This is a genomic window from Alcanivorax sp. MD8A, from assembly GCF_002888555.1.
Classification (GTDB): Bacteria; Pseudomonadota; Gammaproteobacteria; order Pseudomonadales; family Alcanivoracaceae; genus Alcanivorax.
The window spans coordinates 24835-44878 of the sequence record NZ_AQOQ01000004.1 but is presented as its reverse complement, the minus strand read 5'-3'; the positions used below and the strand labels follow the sequence as shown (position 1 = coordinate 44878).

The window sequence follows — 20044 nt, the reverse complement described above, 5'->3', positions numbered from 1 at the left end:
ATGGCCATTCAGGAACACCTTTGGGAATTTCCCCATGCCATGCAACTGAAAGTGATGGGCGCCGCTGACGCCCCGCTGGAGCAGGCGCTGATCGATATTCTCTCTACCCATCTGGACGACTTTGATGCAGCCAGCCATCTGACCAGCAAACCGAGCAGCAAGGGAACCTTTGTGTCATTTACCGCACAGGTCACCATGCGTAATCGTGAGCAGGTTGAAGCAATCTATAAGGCGCTTAACGAGTGTCCCCACGTCAAAATGACGATCTAGTGGACCCGCGCCCGGAGATCGGGCGCCCCCAGCCCTCCTCCACCTCTCCCGCAGGCCTACCACGCAAACAGCCACACTGATGTGCACAGCGTCACATATCCCACTTACACACCGTTACCGCGGGAAACAGCCTGACACCCAACCCCCACCAATGGCGCCTATCACTGGCACGACCGTCCCCGTAATGTCGATTCCATAACAACAACCACAGGGGATACACATCATGAAAATGCTGACACTCATGGGACTGCTCAGCACTCTGGTGGTTATCGTCGCTTTCCAGTACGGCTCATCGCCATCCGACAGCTATCGTCACGCCGGCATGCCAGCGCCTGCTGACATCATCCCGGCGATGCCCCGTAGCCCTCATATTCTGCAACGGGCCAACAGCCTGCCCGTGCATTTCAACGCCTTTGAAACCATTAACCTGCACGACGATGACGGCATCGAGTTCGGCATCAGCGTTCAGGAACTGAATTTGCATCTGGTAAACCAGAAAACAGGGAATCGACTGATCTGACCGAACAGAAAGCAGACAGCAAAAGTATCTGGTTAACTGTTGTTACCCCGAATGGGGTCTGCCCTTAAGCCCGGCTTTGCCGGGCTTTTCTTTGCCTCACTCGCAGAGCAGCACAAGATCGGCACTGCGGCACATTGCCAGCAGGCTGGCTCCCCACATACTTCATCTGAACTAAGACAATCCGACACGGTGCATGCTCGTTTTCCTGTTGGCGCCACACCATGGGCAGGCCTTATAATCGCGCCATGGACGCCCTCATCCGTTATTTCCCCACTGTTGACTATTCCCCCTGCTGGCAGGCCATGCGTGCGCTGACAGACCAGCGTGGCGACAACACTCAGGATGAACTCTGGGTGCTGGAACACCCCCCGGTCTTTACCCTCGGCCAGGCAGGCAAGCCCGAACATGTGCTGAACCCGGGCGACATCCCGGTGGTGAACTCCGACCGCGGAGGCCAAGTGACCTATCACGGGCCCGGGCAGACCGTGATCTACCTGATGCTGGACATCAAACGTATCGGCCTCGGTAGCCGAGGCCTGGTCACCGCCATTGAGGACAGCATCATCGAATTTCTCAATGATCTGGGCATTAACGCCGCCAGCCGTGATGACGCCCCCGGGGTATACGTGAACGGCGCCAAGATTGCCTCACTGGGGCTGCGCATCCGCCGTGGCGCCACTTATCACGGACTCGCCATCAATCGCGATATGGATTTGTCGCCCTGGCAGCGCATCAACCCCTGCGGCCATGTGGGGCAGCCCATGACCACGCTGCGTGCACTGGGAGTGACCCTGGAACGCGAGAAAATGGAGCAACAATTGGTGACCGTATTAGCCAAACGTCTTGGCCTTACGCCACGGACAGCGCCCCTTCCGGACTGGTACAATAGCCCTTCCACTCTTTCTGCTGGCTGACAGCCTCAGCCACACACGGTGACGGACACTTCATGAGCGAGCAGGCACAAGCCAAACGCAAGGTTCAGATTGGTGACAAGCTGCGTGGTGCGGACAAGGTACGCACCATCCCCATGGTCAACGAAGAAACCGGCTATCAGCGCAAGCCCGACTGGATTCGCGTACGAGTTCCGGCCAATGGCGAGATTCAGCGCATCAAGAGTCTGCTGCGCAAGCAGAAACTGCACACTGTCTGCGAAGAAGCCGCCTGCCCCAACCTGCCTGAATGTTTTGGCGGCGGCACCGCCACCTTCATGATCATGGGCGACATCTGTACTCGCCGCTGCGCCTTCTGTGACGTCGGTTTCGGTCGCCCCAACGCCCTCGACCCGGAAGAACCTCTGCATCTGGCCGAGTCCGTAGAGAACCTGAACCTCAGCTATGTGGTCATTACCTCGGTGGACCGCGATGACCTTGCCGACGGTGGCGCCGAGCATTTCGCCGAATGCATCCGTCAGGTACGCAGCCGCACACCGAATACGCGCATCGAGATTCTGACGCCGGATTTTCGTCCCTGTCTCGACACCGCGGTGGACATTCTCGTGGAAACCGCCCCCGACGTGTTCAACCACAATATTGAAACCGTTCCCGAGCTGTACAAGCACATTCGCCCAGGCGCCCGTTATCAGCATTCGCTGGATCTGCTAAAGCAGTACAAGGCTCGTCGGCCGGATGTCAGCACCAAAAGCGGCATAATGGTCGGGCTCGGCGAAACGTTCGAGCAGGTTATCGGCACCATCCGCGACCTGCGCGCCCACGACGTGGACATGATCACCATCGGCCAATACCTGCAACCGAGCAAACACCACGCTCCGGTAGAACGCTATGTGCACCCGGATGAATTCCGGGAATATGCACGGGTAGCTGAAGAACTGGGCTTCACCTCCGTTGCATCCGGGCCCATGGTGCGCAGTTCCTACCATGCGGACCTGCAACATCAGGGAGTGGATGTGGGCCTGCACAAACCTAACCCGTAACTCGCCCCCGCCGGGAGGAATTTACAATTCCTCCCCTCTTGGCCCACTGACCGACACTCTGCTTTACGCTACTCTCTAGGCACATCGCTACCTCACCGTCGTTTCGGGGTTTATTGTCTATGTTGCCTGTATTCGCCCGGGGAGCACCCAGCCCTCGCGTGTTGCTGACATATCTGTTGTTCCTGTTCCCTACGCTGTCGTTGGCGAGCCAGCCAGTGCCTGTTTTACAGCCTGTACTGGCCGCCGCCGACAAGCTGAAGCTTGATCACGACAGCCTGACCATGGCCGCCATCCCGCTGAATGGCCCCGGCGAGCCCCAGTACCTGAATGCCAATGAAGCCTTCAACCCGGGCTCAATCATGAAGGTCATCACCACCTTTGCGGCACTGGAACTGCTCGGCCCCACCTACCAGTGGCATACCCGTATCTATACCGATGGCGTCATCGAAGACGACACCCTCAAGGGCAGCCTGTATTTTGTCGGTAGTGGCGACCCCAAACTCACCGAAGAACGCCTGTGGCTGCTGTTGCGCGAGCTACGCGCCATGGGGATCACCCATATTCAGGGCGATCTGGTACTGGATGGCAGTGTCTTTAACCTGCCCAACGGCATCGCCGATTTCGATGACGACGGCGGCAACCCCAATGCCCCGTTTCTGGTCAAACCCAGCGGCCTGCTGACCAACCTCAATGTAGTACGCATTCGGTCACGGGCCGACGACCGCGGCATTCACAGCTGGATGGAGCCCTCCCTGTTCGGGGTACAACTGGACAACCGCATGGTGCCGCGCAAATACGGCCACTGCCCACGCCGTTACCAGTTCGAATACACTCCCAGCGAAGGTGAAGACGGCCTGACTGCCATCACCGTAACCGGGGTACTGCCCAATGGCTGCACTACCGCCAGCTATCTTGCCCTGATGGACCAGGCCGACTATACCGGCGCCTTGCTGGTCAGCCTGTGGCAACAGCTTGGCGGCACGCTCACCGGTCAGATCCGTGAAGGGCTGCATCCGCGAGACAACACCACCGAATTACTCGCCACCACGTCCTCCCGGGATCTGGTCACCATGGTTCGCGACATCAACAAGTGGAGCAATAACGTGATGGTCCGTCAGGTCTACCTGACGCTCGGAGCAGAAAACCGCCAGCAAACCGATGCTGACGACCTGGCCGCTGCCGACCGCACCATCCGCGAATGGCTGATCAACAAGGGGGTGGATGACACCGCCATGATTTTCGAAAATGGCTCGGGGCTATCCCGCAAGGAACGTATCACCGCCCGACAAATGGCCTCGCTGCTTCAGCATGCCTGGGAAAGCCGCTTTTCCGCCGAACTGATCGCTTCACTTCCCCTTGTCGCCATGGACGGCACCATGCGCCGACGGCTGGGCCATGCAGACATGGCAGGCATGGGCCACATCAAGACCGGCTCGTTGAAGGATGTCCGCTCCATTGCCGGCTTCACCCGGGACGAAAACAATACCACCTGGGCGGTGGTTGCCATGATCAATGACGCCCGGGCCTGGGGGGCAGAGACGGTGCTGGATGAACTGATCGAGCAAGTGCACCTGGCTGCCCGCAAGCAGGATGTACGTACCGCTGGCCAATAACCTTCCACCGCCAAGTTATTGCTGTGGGGTGCGCAACCGCCCCCGACTTTTCTTCATCAGGAGAACACCATGATTACCGTCCACCACCTGGAAAACTCCCGCTCACTGCGCATTGTCTGGATGCTGGAAGAACTGGGTGTCGACTACCAGATCAAACACTACAAACGCGATAGCAAAACCATGCTGGCGCCCGCAGAACTGAAAGCGATCCATCCACTTGGCAAGTCGCCGGCGATTACCGATGGTGCAACCGCAATTGTGGAGTCCGGCGCGATTATTGAGTACCTGGCCCGTCGCTATGGCGGCGAGGCATGGCAACCCCCGGGCGACGATACCCGCTGGCTTGAAGAACGGTACTGGCTGCATTACGCCGAAGGCTCGTTGATGCCCCTGCTGGTAATGAAACTGATTTTTGGCCGTATCCCCCAGTCCCCCATGCCGTTCTTCGCCAAGCCCATCGCCCGGGGCATCAGCGGCAAGGTCATCGGCAGCTTTATCGATCCGCAATTGGACACCCATCTCGCGCAAATCGAGCAACATCTGTCCGCCAATACCTGGTTCACCGGGGATACCCCTGGCTGTGCGGATATCATGATGAGCTTTCCACTGCAGGCCGCCAGTGCCCGTGCCAACCTCGACCATTACCCCGGCATCCGCCGTTTCCTCGAACAAATGGAGCAACGCCCCGCCTATCAGCGAGCCGTGGAGAAAGCGGGCCCACTGAGCCCCATGAGCTAACCGTAGTCCCGTACCCGGGGGCGCTTTGGCGCCGTACCGACGGGACGAACACGCGCAGCAAGGGAGCCAGGCAATGACGACCGATACCAATGAGCAAGTCATACTGGACAGCTGGCAACGCAATGCCGCGCCCTGGACAGCCTTGATCCAAAACCGGTCGCTCGCCAGCCGGCGCATTACAGACCCGGCCATAGTGGAGGCACTGCTTGCCCTGCAGCCAAAGCGGGTATTGGATATCGGTTGCGGGGAAGGCTGGTTGAGCCGTGCCGTCAGCCAGCAAGGTATTCAGACCACAGGGGTGGACGGTATCGATACCCTGGTCGACGCAGCCCGGCGGCAACATCATGACGGTGAATACCTACACCTGCCCTATGAGCAACTGCCGGGCCCACTGGCGGGGCGCGGCTTCGATGTGGCCGTCTGCAACTTTTCCCTTTTTGGTGATCAGTCCGTACAGCAGTTGATCCGCCAGCTACCCCCGTTGCTTTCCTCCCAGGGACATCTACTCATCCAGACTTTGCATCCTGCCATGACCCATCAAGGGGATTACCGCGCAGGTTGGCGCCGCAGCGACTGGCAAGGACTGGAAGGAGACTTCGGCCCGGCCCCGCCCTGGTATTTCCGCCCTCTCTCAGCCTGGCTCGACCTGTTACAGCAGCACGGGTTCACCGTTGCCGCCCTGCGCGAACCGCTATGTCCCGAGTCCCATCAGCCCCTGTCCCTCATCCTCATCGGACAACGACGCTAACGAAGCTACAGGATGCCAACAGCTGTTAACAAAGAGACGATAGAGTTGATCGCCGCCTGGACATAACGTTAAAGGACGATATGTTTACAGGTCCACACATCATGATTCTGCTCTACTTCCTGTTGGTTTTTGCCACCGTGCTGGCTCTGTCACACTGCCTTTTGGTGCTCAAGCAGGCCCATCATGATCCGCTTCCGCAGGAGCAGCATCCGCAAGGTGAACTGGCAACAGCCGACTTCAATCTGCACCTGATAACCCGGCATAACCTGCACCTGTGACACCCTGCGGCCGGTGTGAACATTGCAATAAATTCATAAAATCACCTTAAATCCAGAACCGATCCGCAGCGTTATCCTCTAAATTCCTGACAGAAGGGAACTGAGAAGGAGACAATGCCATGCAATCCCGTTCTATTATTCTTGGCCTGGGCGCCGCACTGCTGCTGAGCGCCTGTCAGAGCCAACCGGAAGAACCGGTGAACCCCACCGCCCAGCAAATCACCTACAGTGGCATGCTGCCCTGTGCCGATTGTTCCGGCATTCGTACCACCCTGACCCTGTACCGGGACCAGTTCGACAACCCCACCCGCTTTCATCTGCGCGAGGAATACATGAATGGTTCCAAAGTCGCCACCAGCGCAATCGAGCGCGGGGACTGGAGCCAGACCACCCGGATGCAGGACAACAAGCAGATGGAGGTTTACACCATTAACCCGAGCGATCCGGACAGTGACCGCCAGTTTCTGCGGGATGCCGTCAATGCGGTCGAGCTACTGGACGAAAATGGCAATCCGATCGAAAGCAACCTGAATTATCGGCTGCTTCGCAAGTAAGGCCACTGCAAAGCCCTCATCACCTTGCGGGCGCGCTCCAGCCAGCAGCCATCCCCCTGTCAGCGGTCCGCTGGCAGGAGCATGGCTGCCCATCTGTAAATAGGAATGACTTGCATTAACTGCGTCGCTTCCCTATCATTCCGAGCCCTGAATGAAGCTGATTCGCTGTTTCTTGCGCGCCATGGAGCGTTCCCGGGTCTGTCTGACATATCATTGTCACTCGCCGTGCGGATAATCTGGCCCGCCTTTTTGTTGTACTAACCGGGGTTCGCTGGTCTTTGTGGTTCTTCACCGGCCCCCATGCAGGAGTTTTCCATGCCTCCCATTTCTCTGCACTTGCCCGAATGGTTTGTCAGCGGTGGCGCCACCATGTGGGTGCTGGCGTTGCTGTCAGTGATCGCCTTGGCCACCCTGATCTCCAAGATCCTGCAGTTTGCCCGCGTTCGTCCCGGCAATACCCGCCAGGCAGACCAGCTGCTGGACGCCCTGCGTCAGGGCAAGCAGCCCGCCAAGCCGGGCAAGCTGAGCAGCCCCATCGACCAGGTGCTGTGGCAGTGCTGGAAAAACCGTAATCTGGAAGAAGCCGCCTGGCAGGAAGAAAGCCTGCGTCTGGCACGCACCGCGCTGGACGATCTGCGCGGCGGCCTGCGGGTATTGGAAGTGATCAGTGCCATCGCACCACTGCTGGGTCTGCTGGGCACCGTATTCGGCATGATTGGCGCTTTCCAGGCCTTGGAAACCGCAGGCTCCCAGGTAGACCCCTCCATTCTCTCCGGCGGCATCTGGGAAGCCCTGCTGACCACCGCCGCAGGCCTGACCGTGGCGATTCCGACTCTGGCAGCCTTCCACTGGGCAGATCGTAGCATCGAGCAGTGCCGCGAAAAGCTGCAAGATCGCCTTTCGCGCCTCAAAGTGGTGCGTAATATCCACGCAGAATCCGAGCCGGTAGAAGAAGATCGCGACCCGGCGGTATCGCATGCATATTGAGCCGGAACGCCATCGGGCCCCCTTTATCAGCCTGACACCGCTGATTGATGTGGTCTTTATCTTGCTTGTGTTCTTTATGCTGGCCACCCGGTTCGGGCAGTTCAATGATCTGCCCGTAAACGTGCAGCCAGCAGACGGCACCAACAAGCCTGATGAACAATGGCTGGTCGTGCAGGTGGAAACCGACGGCAATCTGACCCTGAACGGAGTCAGCTTTACCCCCGATGCCATCGCCGACCGACTGGACCCACAGAAAAACAAGGTGTGGGTAACTGTGAGCCCGGATGCCAACCTGCAGCAAGCACTCACGGCCGTTGATGCCATCAAGGCCGCCGGTGTGAAAGACGTCCAACTGGAGTTGTTACCATGATGATCATGGAAACCTCTTCCCGGCGCCCGCCGCTGGAGCCGGTATTGCCGCTGATCAATGTGGTATTCCTGCTGTTGATTTTCTTCATGTTGGCAGGGCAACTGGCCAAGCGTCCGACTGTCTCGGTGGAAACGCCCGTCAGCCAGAGCGCCAATGGTCAGGAAGCCCGTGACAAGTTGATGCTGATTCTCAAGCCGGATGGCCAATGGTTTGCCGAGGACAATGACGAGCCTCTGGACCGCACCGCCCTGGTTGCCCTGTTGGGTGACAATCCGGAAGAATCTGAAGTGCGTCTGATGGCCGATGCCGGCATTACCATGGCCGCTCTGCGCGAACGTCTGGAAACCCTTCAGGAACTCGGTGTGGAACAAGTTCGTCTGGTTACGCAGAGTGACCCCGCAGCAAAAAGCATGGAAGCACCAGCACTGACCGCTAACAGTGAGGCCGCACAATGAACGGTCGCACATTGCTCTCCTGGTCCCTGTCCATTCTGGTTCACGCCAGCGTCATCGTCACCGTTGGTGCCCTGACACTGGCAGGCGGGCGCCCGGCCAAACCCGGCGTCACTGAAATTGCTATCAACCTCTCGGCGCCGCCCGCGCCGGTGCCTGCTGCCGCGCCCGTGCAGCCGAAACCGGTAGCCCCCGCGCCGAAACCCAAGCCCAAACCGAAGCCAAAACCCAAGGCAAAGCCCAAGCCGAAACCAAAACCGAAGCCTGTGGCCAAGCCGGAACCCAAACCTGAACCTGTTGCCGAGCCTGAACCGAAAGTCGCCAAGACCAGCGAAGAGGAAGCAGAAAAAGTCAGCGAACAAGCGGCCTCCCAGAATCAGCCGGTTGGCGCAAAAGGTATTGCTGGCGACCCCGGCAAGGGTGTCCACCGTTCAGGCGACACGGATAACATTCTCAACCGTTATCTGGCCAAGGTGCGTAACACCATTGATTACAACAAGCAGTACCCGCACCGCGCCAAGATGCGTCGTCAGCAGGGCACGGTGAAAATTTCGTTCGTGATTAATGCCAGCGGCCGCGCCGAACAGGTGGAGATCGTGGAAAGCTCCGGTAGCCGGATTCTGGATCGCGCCACCACCGAACTGGTCGCTCGTCTGCGTTTTGACGCACCGCCGAAAGATCTGGAAACCATCCCGGTGAAAGTTATTGCGCCGGTAGATTACAGCCTGACCAATAGTTAAGCGGCAATTGTCGCCGGGGCTGCCCGGTGGCGTGGTCACAGGCACGGTGCGAGTTGATTGCGAAGGGGGTTCCGGGCGTTTCCGGGTTTGGTGGTCCGTTTTTTGGTTGCGTTTCTGGAGTCCTTGTCTCGCTTGGGGCCTTGTCTTGTTAGGCTCTGGAATCTATAACCTCGCTTAGGTTCGGTTCGCCATGCGAGCCGTATCCTTCATAAGCTCTGGAATCCTTACCTCGTTTAGACTCGGTTCGCCATGCGAGCATGGCTCCTACGGAGTGCTCAGGTTATTTATTGGTGCCGAACTCAACGATCTGGAAGGCGTTTCCGTTCTTCGAAAAACCCGGGAACTATTTTGGGTTTGCCCTTCCAATCAAGCGTAGCTCACAGCTCACAGCTAATAATTCACTCCCCCCAACGCTTCAGCAGGCTTTGCTCAATGCCCAGGTGGTCCAGCAGCCTGGCGACCATAAAATCCACCAGGTCTGAGACGCTTTCCGGCTGGTGATAAAAACCGGGGGCGGCGGGCATGATGGTCACCCCAAGCCGCGACAGCTTGAGCATGTTTTCCAGATGAATCGCGGAGAAAGGCGTCTCCCTTGGGACAAGGATCAGCTTTCGCCCTTCCTTGATTGCCACATCGGCTGCGCGTTCAATCAGATTGTCGCTGGCACCACAGGCAATGGCGGAAAGCGTTCCAGTAGAACAGGGGCACACCACCATGGCAGCTGGCGCACCGCTGCCCGAGGCCACCGGCGCCGTCCACTGCTCCAACCCGCACACCACCAGCCGGCCTTTATCGGTGCCAGCCCATTCCCGAAGCGCTGCTTCGGTCTTGCCGGTTCCGGAGGGTAATGCCAGCTCGGTTTCCATCCCGATCACCACCTTCGCGGCCTTGGACAGAATCACAAAGACCTCGCAGTCCGCCAGCAACAGGCACTGCATCAAACGAAGACCGTAAGGCGCACCAGACGCCCCCGTGAATGCAAGAGTGACACGCTGATTCATGAACCCATCCCGACGCCGCGGGCCATCAGGGCACCCAAAACAGGCATCAATGTGACCAGGTGAATTTCCGCCACCAATACTCCTCGCAGGTTTTTCTGCAGTCTTGGATCAATCTCTGGCACATGCCCGGCTTTCACCTGTTTGCGCCATCCCATGAAGACCTTGGTGGGGTACAGACTCAACAAGGCGATCAGCACAAACACCGTCACCTTGCCATGAAACCAGGGGTTGGCCATGTAGAAATCCAGGCCTTTCTCGGTCCAGCCAGCACGGGCCAGACCACTGACCAGCACAAACAACGCCGACAGTCCGTAGCCAATATCCAGCCACAACAGGGTTCTGACGTTGCGCTCATTGATGCCTGTGCGCCACAACAGCAACTCGCCGTACAGACATCCGAACAACATCAGAATGCTGAGGTAGTGGACCGACGCCCACAACACGGACCAGAACATCACGCTCTCCTGTCTTGATGATCGCTACCGGCTCAGTCTGCCAACGCATCCAGCAGTTTCTGGTGAATGCCGCCAAAGCCGCCGTTACTCATGACCACCACACTCAGGCTCTCTCCTTTGTGCGTGGCAACCCGGGCAATAATATCGTCCAGCGAATCACTGACGGATGAAGGCACCGGCGCCTCCGCCAGTACAGATTCCAGCGACCAGTCCAACCCCGGCGGCTGGTACCAGATTACCTCATCCGCACAACCCGTGCTGGCCGCCAATGCGGCCTTGTGGCTACCCATTCGCATGGTATTGGAGCGCGGTTCAATCACGGCCAGAATCTTGCCCTCACCAACCTTGCGGCGCAGGCCGTCCAGGGTGGTCGCGATCGCCGTCGGGTGATGGGCAAAATCATCGTAAACCTTCACACCGGCCACCTCGCCGCGCAATTCCATACGCCGCTTAACGCCTACAAACTCGCAAAGCGCCGCCGCGCCATCGGCCAGGGTCACCCCCACGTGGCGGGCAGCCAACAGGGCCGCCATACCGTTATTCACGCTATGCCTGCCAGTTTGGTCCCAGTTGACCCTGGCCACCGGTTCGCCGTTTTCCAGCACGGTAAAAACAGACCCATCTTCGCTGTCCAGGCGGTAACCCAGCGCTTCGTCTTCTCCAAAGCGCTCGACTTCGCTCCAGCACCCTTTTGCCAGCGTCTCTTCGAGAGCCGCTTCGCCATGGGGGAGAATCAATCGGCCGCTGGACGGCACAGTGCGAATCAGGTGATGGAACTGGGTCTGGATAGCCGCCAGATCGGCAAAGATATCGGCGTGATCAAATTCGAGATTGTTGAGGATCACGGTACGCGGACGGTAGTGAACAAACTTGCTGCGCTTGTCGAAAAATGCGGTGTCGTATTCATCCGCTTCCACCACAAAGAAAGGCGTCTCTCCCAGGCGGGCCGAGACGCCAAAATTGCCCGGCACCCCACCGATCAGATAGCCCGGCTTGAGCCCGGCATACTCCAGAATCCAGGCCAGCATAGAGCTGGTGGTGGTCTTTCCATGGGTCCCTGACACCGCCAGTACCCAGCGCCCCGGCAAGACAACTTCTTCCAGTAGTTGCGCCCCGGAGGTATACGCCAGCCCCTTATCAAGCACCGCTTCCACAGCCGGATTGCCACGGCTCAAGGCATTGCCAATCACCACCAGATCCGGGGCGGGGTCCAGTTGTGCCGGGTCATACCCCTGAATCAATTCAATCCCCGCCGCTTCCAGCTGGTCACTCATGGGGGGGTAGACATTCTGGTCACTGCCGGTGACACGATGCCCCTGGGCCTTGGCCAGCTGGGCCAGAGAACCCATGAATGTGCCGCAGATGCCGAGAATATGAATATGCATGGACAAAACTGCCTGTTGGTCATGATCGTGCCAGGGCGAGCCCGGCATCAGGAATGGTTGGCGCTATTCTACATAAACCGCTAACAGGGTTCGCTGCCCACCAGAATGCGGATCTGCCGGGAACGCCGCAATACCATAGACGGGCTCATGCCCAGCATGTTCCTGAACACATTGGTGAGATGGGAGGAATCCGAAAACCCTGCCGCCAGCGCGGCATCCGTCAAACTGCTGCCCATGGCCATCATGGTGGAGGTCACAAACAGGCGATGCCATAGTCGATAGCGCCGAATCGGAATCCCGGTGGCGTCCTTGAACAAACGCTGGAGCCGGTCGCCAGACAGGCCCACCATGTCGCCCAGCGCGTCATTGGACAGGTTATCGGTCGGGTCCTGGCGGATTCGCTCGATCACCTGCCGCACCCGCTCATCCGCCTCAAAGCCTGGCACCACCTCATCAGCAGCAGGAAACAGAATCCCCTGGAGCGCCGCATACGCCTCATCAGCAAGCGCCTGCTCCTGAAAAAGACGTTCGAGTACTTGCTGTTGTTCCTGTGCGAAATCTCCGGGCAGAAACAGACCACTCGGATGGCGTTCCATGCGGCTCTGATGAAACAGCAAGTCCCGCCCCAAAGGGTCGAGAAAACAACAGGCAATGCGTCCCTCCCCGGCTTGTGCAGAGAAGGTCAAACCGGCAGGCAACAATGCACAACGGGTGGTGACGGTGTCATCGCCAACGGTAAACGGAATCGCGCCATCGAGCCCAAACAGTAGCGTGTGTGCGCCTTGGGTGAGCGCCGACAACGGGCCAATAAACCCGAGATAAAGGGTGCGCTGGGGCCATAGATAAAGCGTCGCGCTGGGCGACTCCATTGGCGCCTGATCTGCTGTCATTGTTGTTTTTCTCTCTGTTGCCCGGTTTGCGAGCCGCATCACAGATGACAAATCGATGCCCGAATTCTTACAAGTTTAGTACCACTGAACCCGCCTATAGTCCAATCGTCGACAAAAAACCGCAGTCAGGCGCCGACTGCATAAAAGAACAAACAGGAGAACACCATGTCGATCACGCTACGCGGGCTCTGCGCGGCCCTGATACTGTGCGCAACAACGTCCCAGGCCCACGCCTGGTGGTGGTTTGGCAAAGACAAAAGCTACGCCGACACCCGATACCCCATCGTACTGGTAGGCGGCATCATTGCCTTCGATGACATCGCAGGCATCGATTACTTCTACGGTATTGCCGATGATATGCGCGACTACGGCGCCGAGGTCTACGAAAGCAATGTCAGCGCCCTGCAAAGCAACGAGTACCGGGGTGAAGAGCTGATCGTCCAGATCGAGAACTATCTGGCGGTCACCGGAGCGGAAAAAGTTAATCTGATCGCCCATTCCCAGGGCTCGCCCACCTCCCGCTATGTGGCCGCCGTCCGCCCTGACCTGATTGCATCCGTGACCTCAGTGCACGGTGAAAACCGGGGTACCGCCGTCGCGGATGTGATCCGCGGTGTCGTACCGGAAGGCAGCATCACCGAAGGCCTGGCCAACAGCATCGGTAATGCCTTTGGCGCGCTTTGGGAAAGCCTGTCGGGCGGCCCCAATCCGGGGGACCAATCCACCCGCGATGTCCTGGCAGCGTCCACCACCGAAGGGCTTGCCGCATTCAACCAGCGTTACCCACAGGCCATGCCAACCTCAGCCTGTGGCACCAGCGGCCAGCACACGGTAAATGGCGTGCGCTACTGGTCCTGGGGGGGTGACGGCGTGCATACCAACCTTTTCGATCCGTTTGATTCCCTGTTGGTCACCGTGACCCAGTTTGCCTTCAGCAATGGCGAAGCCCATGACGGCGTACTACCAGTGTGTGGCATGTATCTGGGCAAACCCATTCGCCACAACTACAACCACAACCACGCTGACGCCATTCGCCAGCTGTTTGGGCTGATGGGCTGGGAAACCGATCCCAAGACCCTGTACCGCAACCATGCCAACCGCCTGAAAAACGCAGGCCTGTAAGCCCCCCACGGCGGGGCTCTGCCCCGCCGTTGACCGGAGCGCATCATGAAACGACACCTGGCATTGCTTACCACAGTGCTGATACTGGCCTGTGGCGTCTTTATTGCCCTCAAACACCTGCCCGTGCCTGATGTGCTTTACCCGGGCAACACGAGCCGGGCACACACCGCCGTTGCGCATGAGGCACCGACATACTCCGCGTCGGCAAACACACAACCTGGAACCGCCCCGGCGCCACTGGCTGCACAACTGACCAAACAATTGAAAAGCACCTCCCTGTCTGACACCACCGTGCCCGCCACCCTCACGATCAACAAGGCCGGGCGACTGGTGGTCGACAGCAACAGCAAGGCCGTGATGGATTACTTTCTGTCTCTCAGCGGGGAAATGCCCGACGCCCGGATTCGTGACCTCATGCAGCAATGGGCGACAGGCGACGCTGGCGAGGCAGCCGCAGACGATTTGCTCGCCCTATATGACCGCTATCAGCGCTATCGGCAGCAATTTGCCAGCGGTGAGTATGCCGCCACCGGCAGCGGCACTATCCGCGATCAGCTGGCCCTGCGACAACAACTGCGCGATGACACCTTTGGCGCAGACGATGCGGCTGCCCTGTTTGCCGACGAAGACCGTTACGACCGCTTCAGTCTTCAGCGCCATGACATTCTGGCTTCGTCCATGGACGACCGGGAAAAAACCCGAGCCCTGAGCACGCTTCGACAGTCGCTCCCGGCGCATCTGGCGCAACAGCTCGAACAACAAACCAACCTGCAGACCCTGCAACAGGATGAGCAGCAACTTCGCGATGCTGGCGCCAACGACGCCGATCTGTTTGCCCTGCATCAGCAGCGCTTCGGTGATGCTGCAGCCTTGCGCCTGCAGGCACTGGACCAACAGCGACAAGACTGGCAACAGCGGCTGGACGACTACCATGGGCAGCGTCAGGTGATTCAGTCATCTGGCTTGTCCCGGCAGGATCAGGAACAGCAACTGGCGCAACTACGCAATGCCATGTTCAGCGAGACGGAACAACAACGGGTCGCGGCACTGGAACGCATCCAGTCCGCCTCACACTAGCGAGTCTCCAAATCTACGGAGCTGTTTGATCAATCGGTAGACCGCATAAAAAAACGGGCAACATCCAGTTGCCCGCAAGGGAAGGTTTACTGCCGATAAACCCGATACTTCTAGTGACTGATCATCCAGGGCCGGGCGGATGGGAACATCTTGTTGCCCTCTGCCGTGTAGAACAGCTTGGACTTGCGCTTGTGATGACAGCAGCCCTGCTCTTTCTCCGATGCCTGATTGCCGTGACGCGGTTCATGTGCGGCCTTTTCATTACGCGCCATGGCATCGCGTTTTTCCGGGGCCATGTCCAGCAACTCCGGCGCCACCATGATGACCCGTGCAGACAGCGCGCCACAGCTGGGGCAAGGGGCGCACTCGCCTGAGGCCTGCATGGGCACCAGATCGTGAAACAAACCGTGTTCGGCACACTTGTAGTCATACAACGGCATGATCAGCTCCTCTCTATCCGTTTACTTGTCTTTGGACAGCGGCACGTCGGTACTGCCTGCCACGCTGTGTTGCGGTCCATCCATCCCCGGCTTGATATCGAAGTCGAAGATGTCCGTAGGCAACCAGAGCGTTGCACACGCATTGGGGACATCCACTACCCCACTGATATGCCCCTGCACGGGTGCGCATCCCAGTAATGCATAAGCCTGGGCTCCGGTGTAACCGAATTTTTTCAGGTACTCGATGGCGTTCAGACAGGCCTGACGATAGGCCACATGCACATCCAGATAATGCTGCTTGCCTTCCTCATCCACGGAAATACCTTCGAAGATCAGGTAGTCGTCATACTTCGGCGCCATGGGGCTGGGCTTGAAGATCGGGTTCTTGATGCCGTACTTCTCCATGCCGCCCTTGATGATGTTGACGCGCAGGTGAATCCAGCCGGCCATTTCGATAGCGCCGCAGAACGTAATTTCACCATCGCCCTGACTGAAGTGCAGATCCCCCACGGACAGACCGGCGTCTTTCACGTAGACCGGGAAGTACACCTGGGAGCCACGGGACAGATCCTTGATGTCACAGTTACCGCCGTGCTCGCGGGGCGGCACGGTACGGGCACCTTCTGCAGCAGCCTTGGCCTTGGCATCACCGCTCAACTTGCCCATGTGGGCAGTGTCCGCGTAGGGCAGGTTGGCCAGCCCCGGCACGCGATCGGGCTCGGTGTCGTAGAGTTCTTTCTCACGGGTGTTCCACTCGTCGAGCATTTCCTTGGACGGCAGACAGCCGATCAGGCCCGGGTGAATCAGGCCGGCGAATTCCACGTTGGGAATATGGCGGGACTTGGTGAACATGCCGTTGAAGTCCCAGATGGATTTCTGCGCTTCCGGGAAGTGTTCCGTCAGGAAACCGCCGCCATTCTGCTTGGAGAAGAAACCATTGAAACCCCACTGACTCTCGTCAAAGGTGCCGATATCCAGAATATCCACCACCAACAGATCGCCGGGCTCTGCGCCTTCTACACCGACCGGGCCGGTAAGGAAGTGCACCTGGGTCAGATCCACATCACGCACATCATCGGCGCAATCATCATTCTTGATCTGGCCGCCGGTCCAGTCGTGGCATTCCAGAATAAAGTCGTCACCGGGCTTCACCATTTTTGCCATGGGGATGTCCGGGTGCCAGCGGTTATGAATATTCTCGTTCTCGTAAGGGGATTGGTTCAGGTCAATCTTGATGATCGTTTCAGCCATGGTGTGCTCTCCTCCGGTTTGACACGGGGATTGCCAACCAGAAAAGGCAATCCCGTCGTTCCGGAATCACTATCGGCAAATCCTGTCATGGCCACCATTCGCCCATGTCCCACTTGGGGTACGTCATTTGACGTATTGATAGAACGCAGGACGGAAAAAATAAAAATCAACACCTGCACACTTCCACAGCCACTCTCCACCGCCAACACTCCCGCTTCTGTTGTTGGAGCCTTGCTTGCAAGGCGAAGGGATACGTTGGCAGGACGCAGGGGGGACGTCTTCGCGTTACGAGCAAAGCGCCAACGGGGAAAGGAAGGAACGGGGCAGCTCCTGGGAAAGTGCGCTTTTCGTGGTGAAACCTGCCCCTGCCACCGGAGCGCGGGATGTTGCATCAGGCATCCTGCGTCCCTACACCGGGATCACGATCAGCGAACCGCCCTCCATTCTGGCTTCAAAGGTATCGGCCTGGGGGTAATCCACCATCACTCTGGCCAGTGGTGGGGAGAGTTCGTTGCGGATGCGCCGGCCCATCTCGCGGGCACCAAAGCGCGTGTCGGTTGGGCGGCAGAGGTGACGTCGGGCGCCGTCGCCAAGGCTCAGAACCACTTTCCGCCGATCAAGCTGCCGCTTGAGCCTGTCCAGCTCAATATCCAGCAGCTGACTGACCAGGTCCCGGTCAAGCGTATTAAAGGTGAGGATACGGTCGATACGATTCAGGAATTCCGGATCAAACTGGCGGTGCAGGGCCTGATCCACCAGGTCCGGAATGCGCTGCCGGCTACGGTCTGGCTGCCACCAGCGGCGTGGATGCAAGGCCGCAATCTGACTGGCCCCTGCATTACTGGTCATGAAGATCAGGCTGTTACGAAAATCGATGTCCCGATTGCCGGCGGTTAATCGCAAGCGCCCCCGCTCCAGCACATTCAGTAGCGTGCGCACCACTTCAGGGCTGGCCTTCTCCAGTTCGTCGAATAACACAATCCCGGGCTTGCTGAAGCTGCCACGAATCGCTTCTTCATCGAACAGGTTTTGGCCTTCCTTGCTGCCCACATAACCCGGCGGTGCGCCGGTCAGTGACGCCGCATAGTGCTCCTGGGCAAGGGTACTCATATCGATACGGCAGAGCGCATCGGCACTGCCATGAATCGCCTGGGCCAACAGGCGAACGGTTTCTGTCTTGCCGACCCCGGTGGGGCCGACAAACAACTGGACTGACAGGGGGCGGTCTTCCGCACCGATATCCGCCTTGATGACCTGCAGCATGTCTGCCATGGCGTCCAACACCTGGGGCTGACCCACAATGTGCTTGCGCAAATGGGCCATGACCTCAGCAGGCTCGAACACGAAACGGTTCATGCGCCCAGAGCCGGTAGCCCAGCGCTGCCGGGCCACCTCCTCCTGGTGAGCTTCCAGCTTGTCATTGATGAAAGGCATCAGCCCCCCGCACTTTTCTCTTTGCCATCCACCGGCAGTTCGCCCACCGGACACTCGGCAACACCTACCGTGCTGCGGGTCATGGCTTCCACATTTTCCCGCGCCTTCTGTGCATCCATCACCCAGGTGCGATAGAAATCAAACGGGCAGTCTGCCACCCCCTTGTCGCCATCACCTGACGCATGCATGCCGGTGTAGCCGCGGTGCAGCAGCTTGAACAAATGATTCTGCGATTGATCATTGGCGCGGGCATCACGGATCTGGCTCACGGACAGCTGCGCATACTGCACGCCCATATCCTCTTCGCCGCATTCACCCAGGGTGCGGCCATCGAAACCAATCAGGGCCGAGTGACCAAAGTAGGAATACACACCATCAAAGCCTGTGGCATTCGCAACTGCCACATAACAGTTGTTGGCCCAGGCCATGGATTTGGCCATCATTACCTGCTGTTCCTTGGCCGGGTACATATAGCCCTGACAACGTACGATCAACTCGGCCCCTTTCATGGCACAGTCACGCCAGATTTCCGGGTAGTTGCCGTCGTCGCAGATGATCAGGCTGATCTTCAGGCCCTTGGGCCCTTCCGTCACATAGGTGGTATCACCCGGATACCACCCTTCAATGGGGCACCAGGGAATACATTTGCGGTATTTCTGGACGATTTCCCCTTCGTTATTGATCAGCACCAGGGTGTTGTAAGGCGCCTTGTGCGGGTGTTCCTCGTGACGTTCCCCGGTCAGGGAGAACACCCCCCAGGTATTGGCTTCCCGGCAGGCCGCGGAAAAGATCGCCGTTTCATCACCGGGTACCGTGGCAGCGGTTTCCATCATTTCGTCCGGGTCATACATGATGCCCATGGTGCTGTATTCGGGAAACACCACCAGATCCATGCCCGGCAGGCCCTGCTTCATGCCCTTGATCATGTCGGCAATCTTGCGGGCGTTATCCAATACCTCCGCCTTGTTATGAAGACGCGGCATCTTGTAGTTCACTACCGCTACGCCAACGGTATCGTTACTGCTGGAAATATCCCCGTGTCGCATGACTCTCTCCTGGAAAATGGGTTCAAAAAACGGGCGGGGTTATACCGCCAGATACGCGGCAATCTTTTCCTGGTTCACGTCGTCGCCACTTTCTTCGTGAACGATCTTGCCTTTCTCGATCACCAGAATGCGGTCGGCCACATCCATCACAAAACTCAGCACCTGCTCGGACACCACAATGGACAGGCCACGTTCGTCACGGATACGTTTCAGGGTTTTCGCCATGTCCTTGATGATGGAAGGCTGAATCCCTTCGGTGGGTTCATCCAGCAACAGCACCTTGGGCCGGGTTGCCAGCGCCCGGGCAATGGCCAACTGTTGCTGCTGACCGCCGGACAGGTTACCGCCGCGACGGTTTTGCATTTCTTTCAGTACCGGAAACAGTTCATACAGATCCTCCGGCACTTTCTTTTCACCCACCGCCGCCAGCCCGGTTTCAATGTTTTCTTTCACCGTCAGGGTCGGGAAGATCATTCGCCCCTGGGGCACAAAACCGAGCCCGGCTTTGACGCGCTGAAAACTTTTCAGTCCGGTCAGATCCTGGCCATCAAGTTGCGCGGTGCCACCACGCATTTTTTCCATTCCGATCAGGGATTTCATCAGCGTGGTCTTGCCCATGCCGTTGCGCCCTACCACCGCCACGATTTCGTTCTCGGCGATGTTCAGGTTCATGTCGCTGATGATGGTGCTTTGGCCGTAAGCCACCTGCAGATTCGATACATTCAACATAGTCAGTACCTCGC

24 protein-coding genes are annotated in these 20044 nt (G+C 58.4%); 15 read left to right on the top strand and 9 right to left on the bottom strand.

Annotated features, from left to right (window positions below; all coding sequences use genetic code 11):
- The 13 genes from A15D_RS03170 (at position 1) to A15D_RS03110 (ending at position 9200) form a co-directional block, all read left to right on the top strand.
- Positions 1-270 (top strand): YbeD family protein, encoded by a 270-nt coding sequence (locus A15D_RS03170; protein WP_102790743.1) that lies wholly within the window; start codon positions 1-3, stop codon positions 268-270.
- A gap of 223 nt (positions 271-493) precedes the next feature.
- Positions 494-790 carry a hypothetical protein gene (locus tag A15D_RS03165; RefSeq protein ID WP_102790742.1) on the top strand — a complete coding sequence of 99 codons (297 nt, stop codon included), beginning with the start codon at positions 494-496 and terminating at the stop codon, positions 788-790.
- Between the two features lie 245 nt (positions 791-1035).
- Positions 1036-1704, top strand: coding sequence for a lipoyl(octanoyl) transferase LipB (gene lipB, locus A15D_RS03160; RefSeq protein ID WP_102790844.1), 669 nt, complete (start codon positions 1036-1038; stop codon positions 1702-1704).
- 32 nt (positions 1705-1736) lie between these two features.
- On the top strand, positions 1737-2720 hold the full coding sequence (lipA, locus tag A15D_RS03155) for a lipoyl synthase (RefSeq protein WP_102790741.1): 984 nt from the start codon (positions 1737-1739) through the stop codon (positions 2718-2720).
- Positions 2721-2878: 158 nt separating this feature from the next.
- Complete coding sequence (dacB, locus tag A15D_RS03150) at positions 2879-4333, top strand: D-alanyl-D-alanine carboxypeptidase/D-alanyl-D-alanine-endopeptidase (RefSeq protein ID WP_233192039.1); 1455 nt, start codon at positions 2879-2881, stop codon at positions 4331-4333.
- 69 nt (positions 4334-4402) lie between these two features.
- Positions 4403-5071: a glutathione S-transferase gene (locus A15D_RS03145; RefSeq protein WP_102790739.1), complete on the top strand. Its 669-nt coding sequence runs from the start codon at positions 4403-4405 to the stop codon at positions 5069-5071.
- Positions 5072-5144: 73 nt separating this feature from the next.
- Positions 5145-5819 carry a bifunctional 2-polyprenyl-6-hydroxyphenol methylase/3-demethylubiquinol 3-O-methyltransferase UbiG gene (locus A15D_RS03140; protein ID WP_102790738.1) on the top strand — a complete coding sequence of 225 codons (675 nt, stop codon included), beginning with the start codon at positions 5145-5147 and terminating at the stop codon, positions 5817-5819.
- A 101-nt stretch (positions 5820-5920) separates the two neighbouring features.
- A complete protein-coding gene (locus A15D_RS17235) occupies positions 5921-6097 on the top strand; it encodes a hypothetical protein (RefSeq protein WP_158245777.1) in 177 nt (58 codons plus the stop codon).
- Positions 6098-6216: 119 nt separating this feature from the next.
- Positions 6217-6651: a copper resistance protein NlpE gene (locus A15D_RS03130; RefSeq protein ID WP_102790736.1), complete on the top strand. Its 435-nt coding sequence runs from the start codon at positions 6217-6219 to the stop codon at positions 6649-6651.
- Positions 6652-6966: 315 nt separating this feature from the next.
- On the top strand, positions 6967-7638 hold the full coding sequence (locus A15D_RS03125) for a MotA/TolQ/ExbB proton channel family protein (protein WP_102790735.1): 672 nt from the start codon (positions 6967-6969) through the stop codon (positions 7636-7638).
- Positions 7628-8008, top strand: coding sequence for a biopolymer transporter ExbD (locus tag A15D_RS03120; RefSeq protein ID WP_022986813.1), 381 nt, complete (start codon positions 7628-7630; stop codon positions 8006-8008). The genes A15D_RS03125 and A15D_RS03120 overlap by 11 nt, the downstream gene beginning before the upstream one ends.
- Positions 8005-8463, top strand: a complete 459-nt coding sequence (locus tag A15D_RS03115) for a biopolymer transporter ExbD (RefSeq protein WP_102790734.1) — start codon at positions 8005-8007, stop codon at positions 8461-8463. Before A15D_RS03120 ends, A15D_RS03115 begins: the two co-directional genes overlap by 4 nt.
- On the top strand, positions 8460-9200 hold the full coding sequence (locus A15D_RS03110; protein WP_102790733.1) for an energy transducer TonB: 741 nt from the start codon (positions 8460-8462) through the stop codon (positions 9198-9200). Before A15D_RS03115 ends, A15D_RS03110 begins: the two co-directional genes overlap by 4 nt.
- A 398-nt stretch (positions 9201-9598) precedes the next feature.
- Here A15D_RS03110 and A15D_RS03105 read toward each other — a convergent pair whose 3' ends face one another.
- From A15D_RS03105 to A15D_RS03090, 4 genes are all read right to left on the bottom strand, one after another.
- Entirely contained in the window at positions 9599-10201 is a 603-nt protein-coding gene (locus A15D_RS03105) for a flavin prenyltransferase UbiX (RefSeq protein ID WP_102790732.1), read from the bottom strand.
- Positions 10198-10656: a DUF2214 family protein gene (locus A15D_RS03100; protein ID WP_102790731.1), complete on the bottom strand. Its 459-nt coding sequence runs from the start codon at positions 10654-10656 to the stop codon at positions 10198-10200. The genes A15D_RS03105 and A15D_RS03100 overlap by 4 nt, the downstream gene beginning before the upstream one ends.
- Positions 10657-10688: 32 nt before the next feature.
- Positions 10689-12041: a UDP-N-acetylmuramate:L-alanyl-gamma-D-glutamyl-meso-diaminopimelate ligase gene (gene mpl / locus A15D_RS03095; RefSeq protein ID WP_102790730.1), complete on the bottom strand. Its 1353-nt coding sequence runs from the start codon at positions 12039-12041 to the stop codon at positions 10689-10691.
- Positions 12042-12121: 80 nt separating this feature from the next.
- Complete coding sequence (locus A15D_RS03090) at positions 12122-12931, bottom strand: AraC family transcriptional regulator (protein ID WP_233192037.1); 810 nt, start codon at positions 12929-12931, stop codon at positions 12122-12124.
- A 165-nt stretch (positions 12932-13096) separates the two neighbouring features.
- Between A15D_RS03090 and A15D_RS03085 the strand changes: the two genes are divergently transcribed.
- Both A15D_RS03085 and A15D_RS03080 read left to right on the top strand, forming a co-directional pair.
- On the top strand, positions 13097-14053 hold the full coding sequence (locus A15D_RS03085) for a triacylglycerol lipase (RefSeq protein WP_102790728.1): 957 nt from the start codon (positions 13097-13099) through the stop codon (positions 14051-14053).
- 45 nt (positions 14054-14098) lie between these two features.
- Entirely contained in the window at positions 14099-15130 is a 1032-nt protein-coding gene (locus tag A15D_RS03080; RefSeq protein WP_102790727.1) for a lipase secretion chaperone, read from the top strand.
- A gap of 110 nt (positions 15131-15240) precedes the next feature.
- On the opposite strand, the gene A15D_RS03075 is transcribed toward A15D_RS03080, so the two are convergent.
- The 5 genes from A15D_RS03075 to urtE all read right to left on the bottom strand — a co-directional run bounded on the left by A15D_RS03075 (position 15241) and on the right by urtE (position 20030).
- A complete protein-coding gene (locus tag A15D_RS03075) occupies positions 15241-15570 on the bottom strand; it encodes a zinc ribbon domain-containing protein (RefSeq protein WP_022986804.1) in 330 nt (109 codons plus the stop codon).
- A gap of 21 nt (positions 15571-15591) precedes the next feature.
- Positions 15592-16821: a formamidase gene (gene fmdA / locus A15D_RS03070; RefSeq protein WP_022986803.1), complete on the bottom strand. Its 1230-nt coding sequence runs from the start codon at positions 16819-16821 to the stop codon at positions 15592-15594.
- Between the two features lie 408 nt (positions 16822-17229).
- The gene (locus A15D_RS03065) at positions 17230-18255 is read right to left on the bottom strand and encodes an AAA family ATPase (RefSeq protein ID WP_102790726.1); all 1026 of its coding nucleotides are present in this window, start codon (positions 18253-18255) and stop codon (positions 17230-17232) included.
- Positions 18255-19301: an aliphatic amidase gene (locus A15D_RS03060; RefSeq protein ID WP_022986801.1), complete on the bottom strand. Its 1047-nt coding sequence runs from the start codon at positions 19299-19301 to the stop codon at positions 18255-18257. The genes A15D_RS03065 and A15D_RS03060 overlap by 1 nt, the downstream gene beginning before the upstream one ends.
- Positions 19302-19340: 39 nt before the next feature.
- Entirely contained in the window at positions 19341-20030 is a 690-nt protein-coding gene (gene urtE / locus A15D_RS03055) for an urea ABC transporter ATP-binding subunit UrtE (protein ID WP_022986800.1), read from the bottom strand.
- Positions 20031-20044 lie beyond the last annotated feature (14 nt).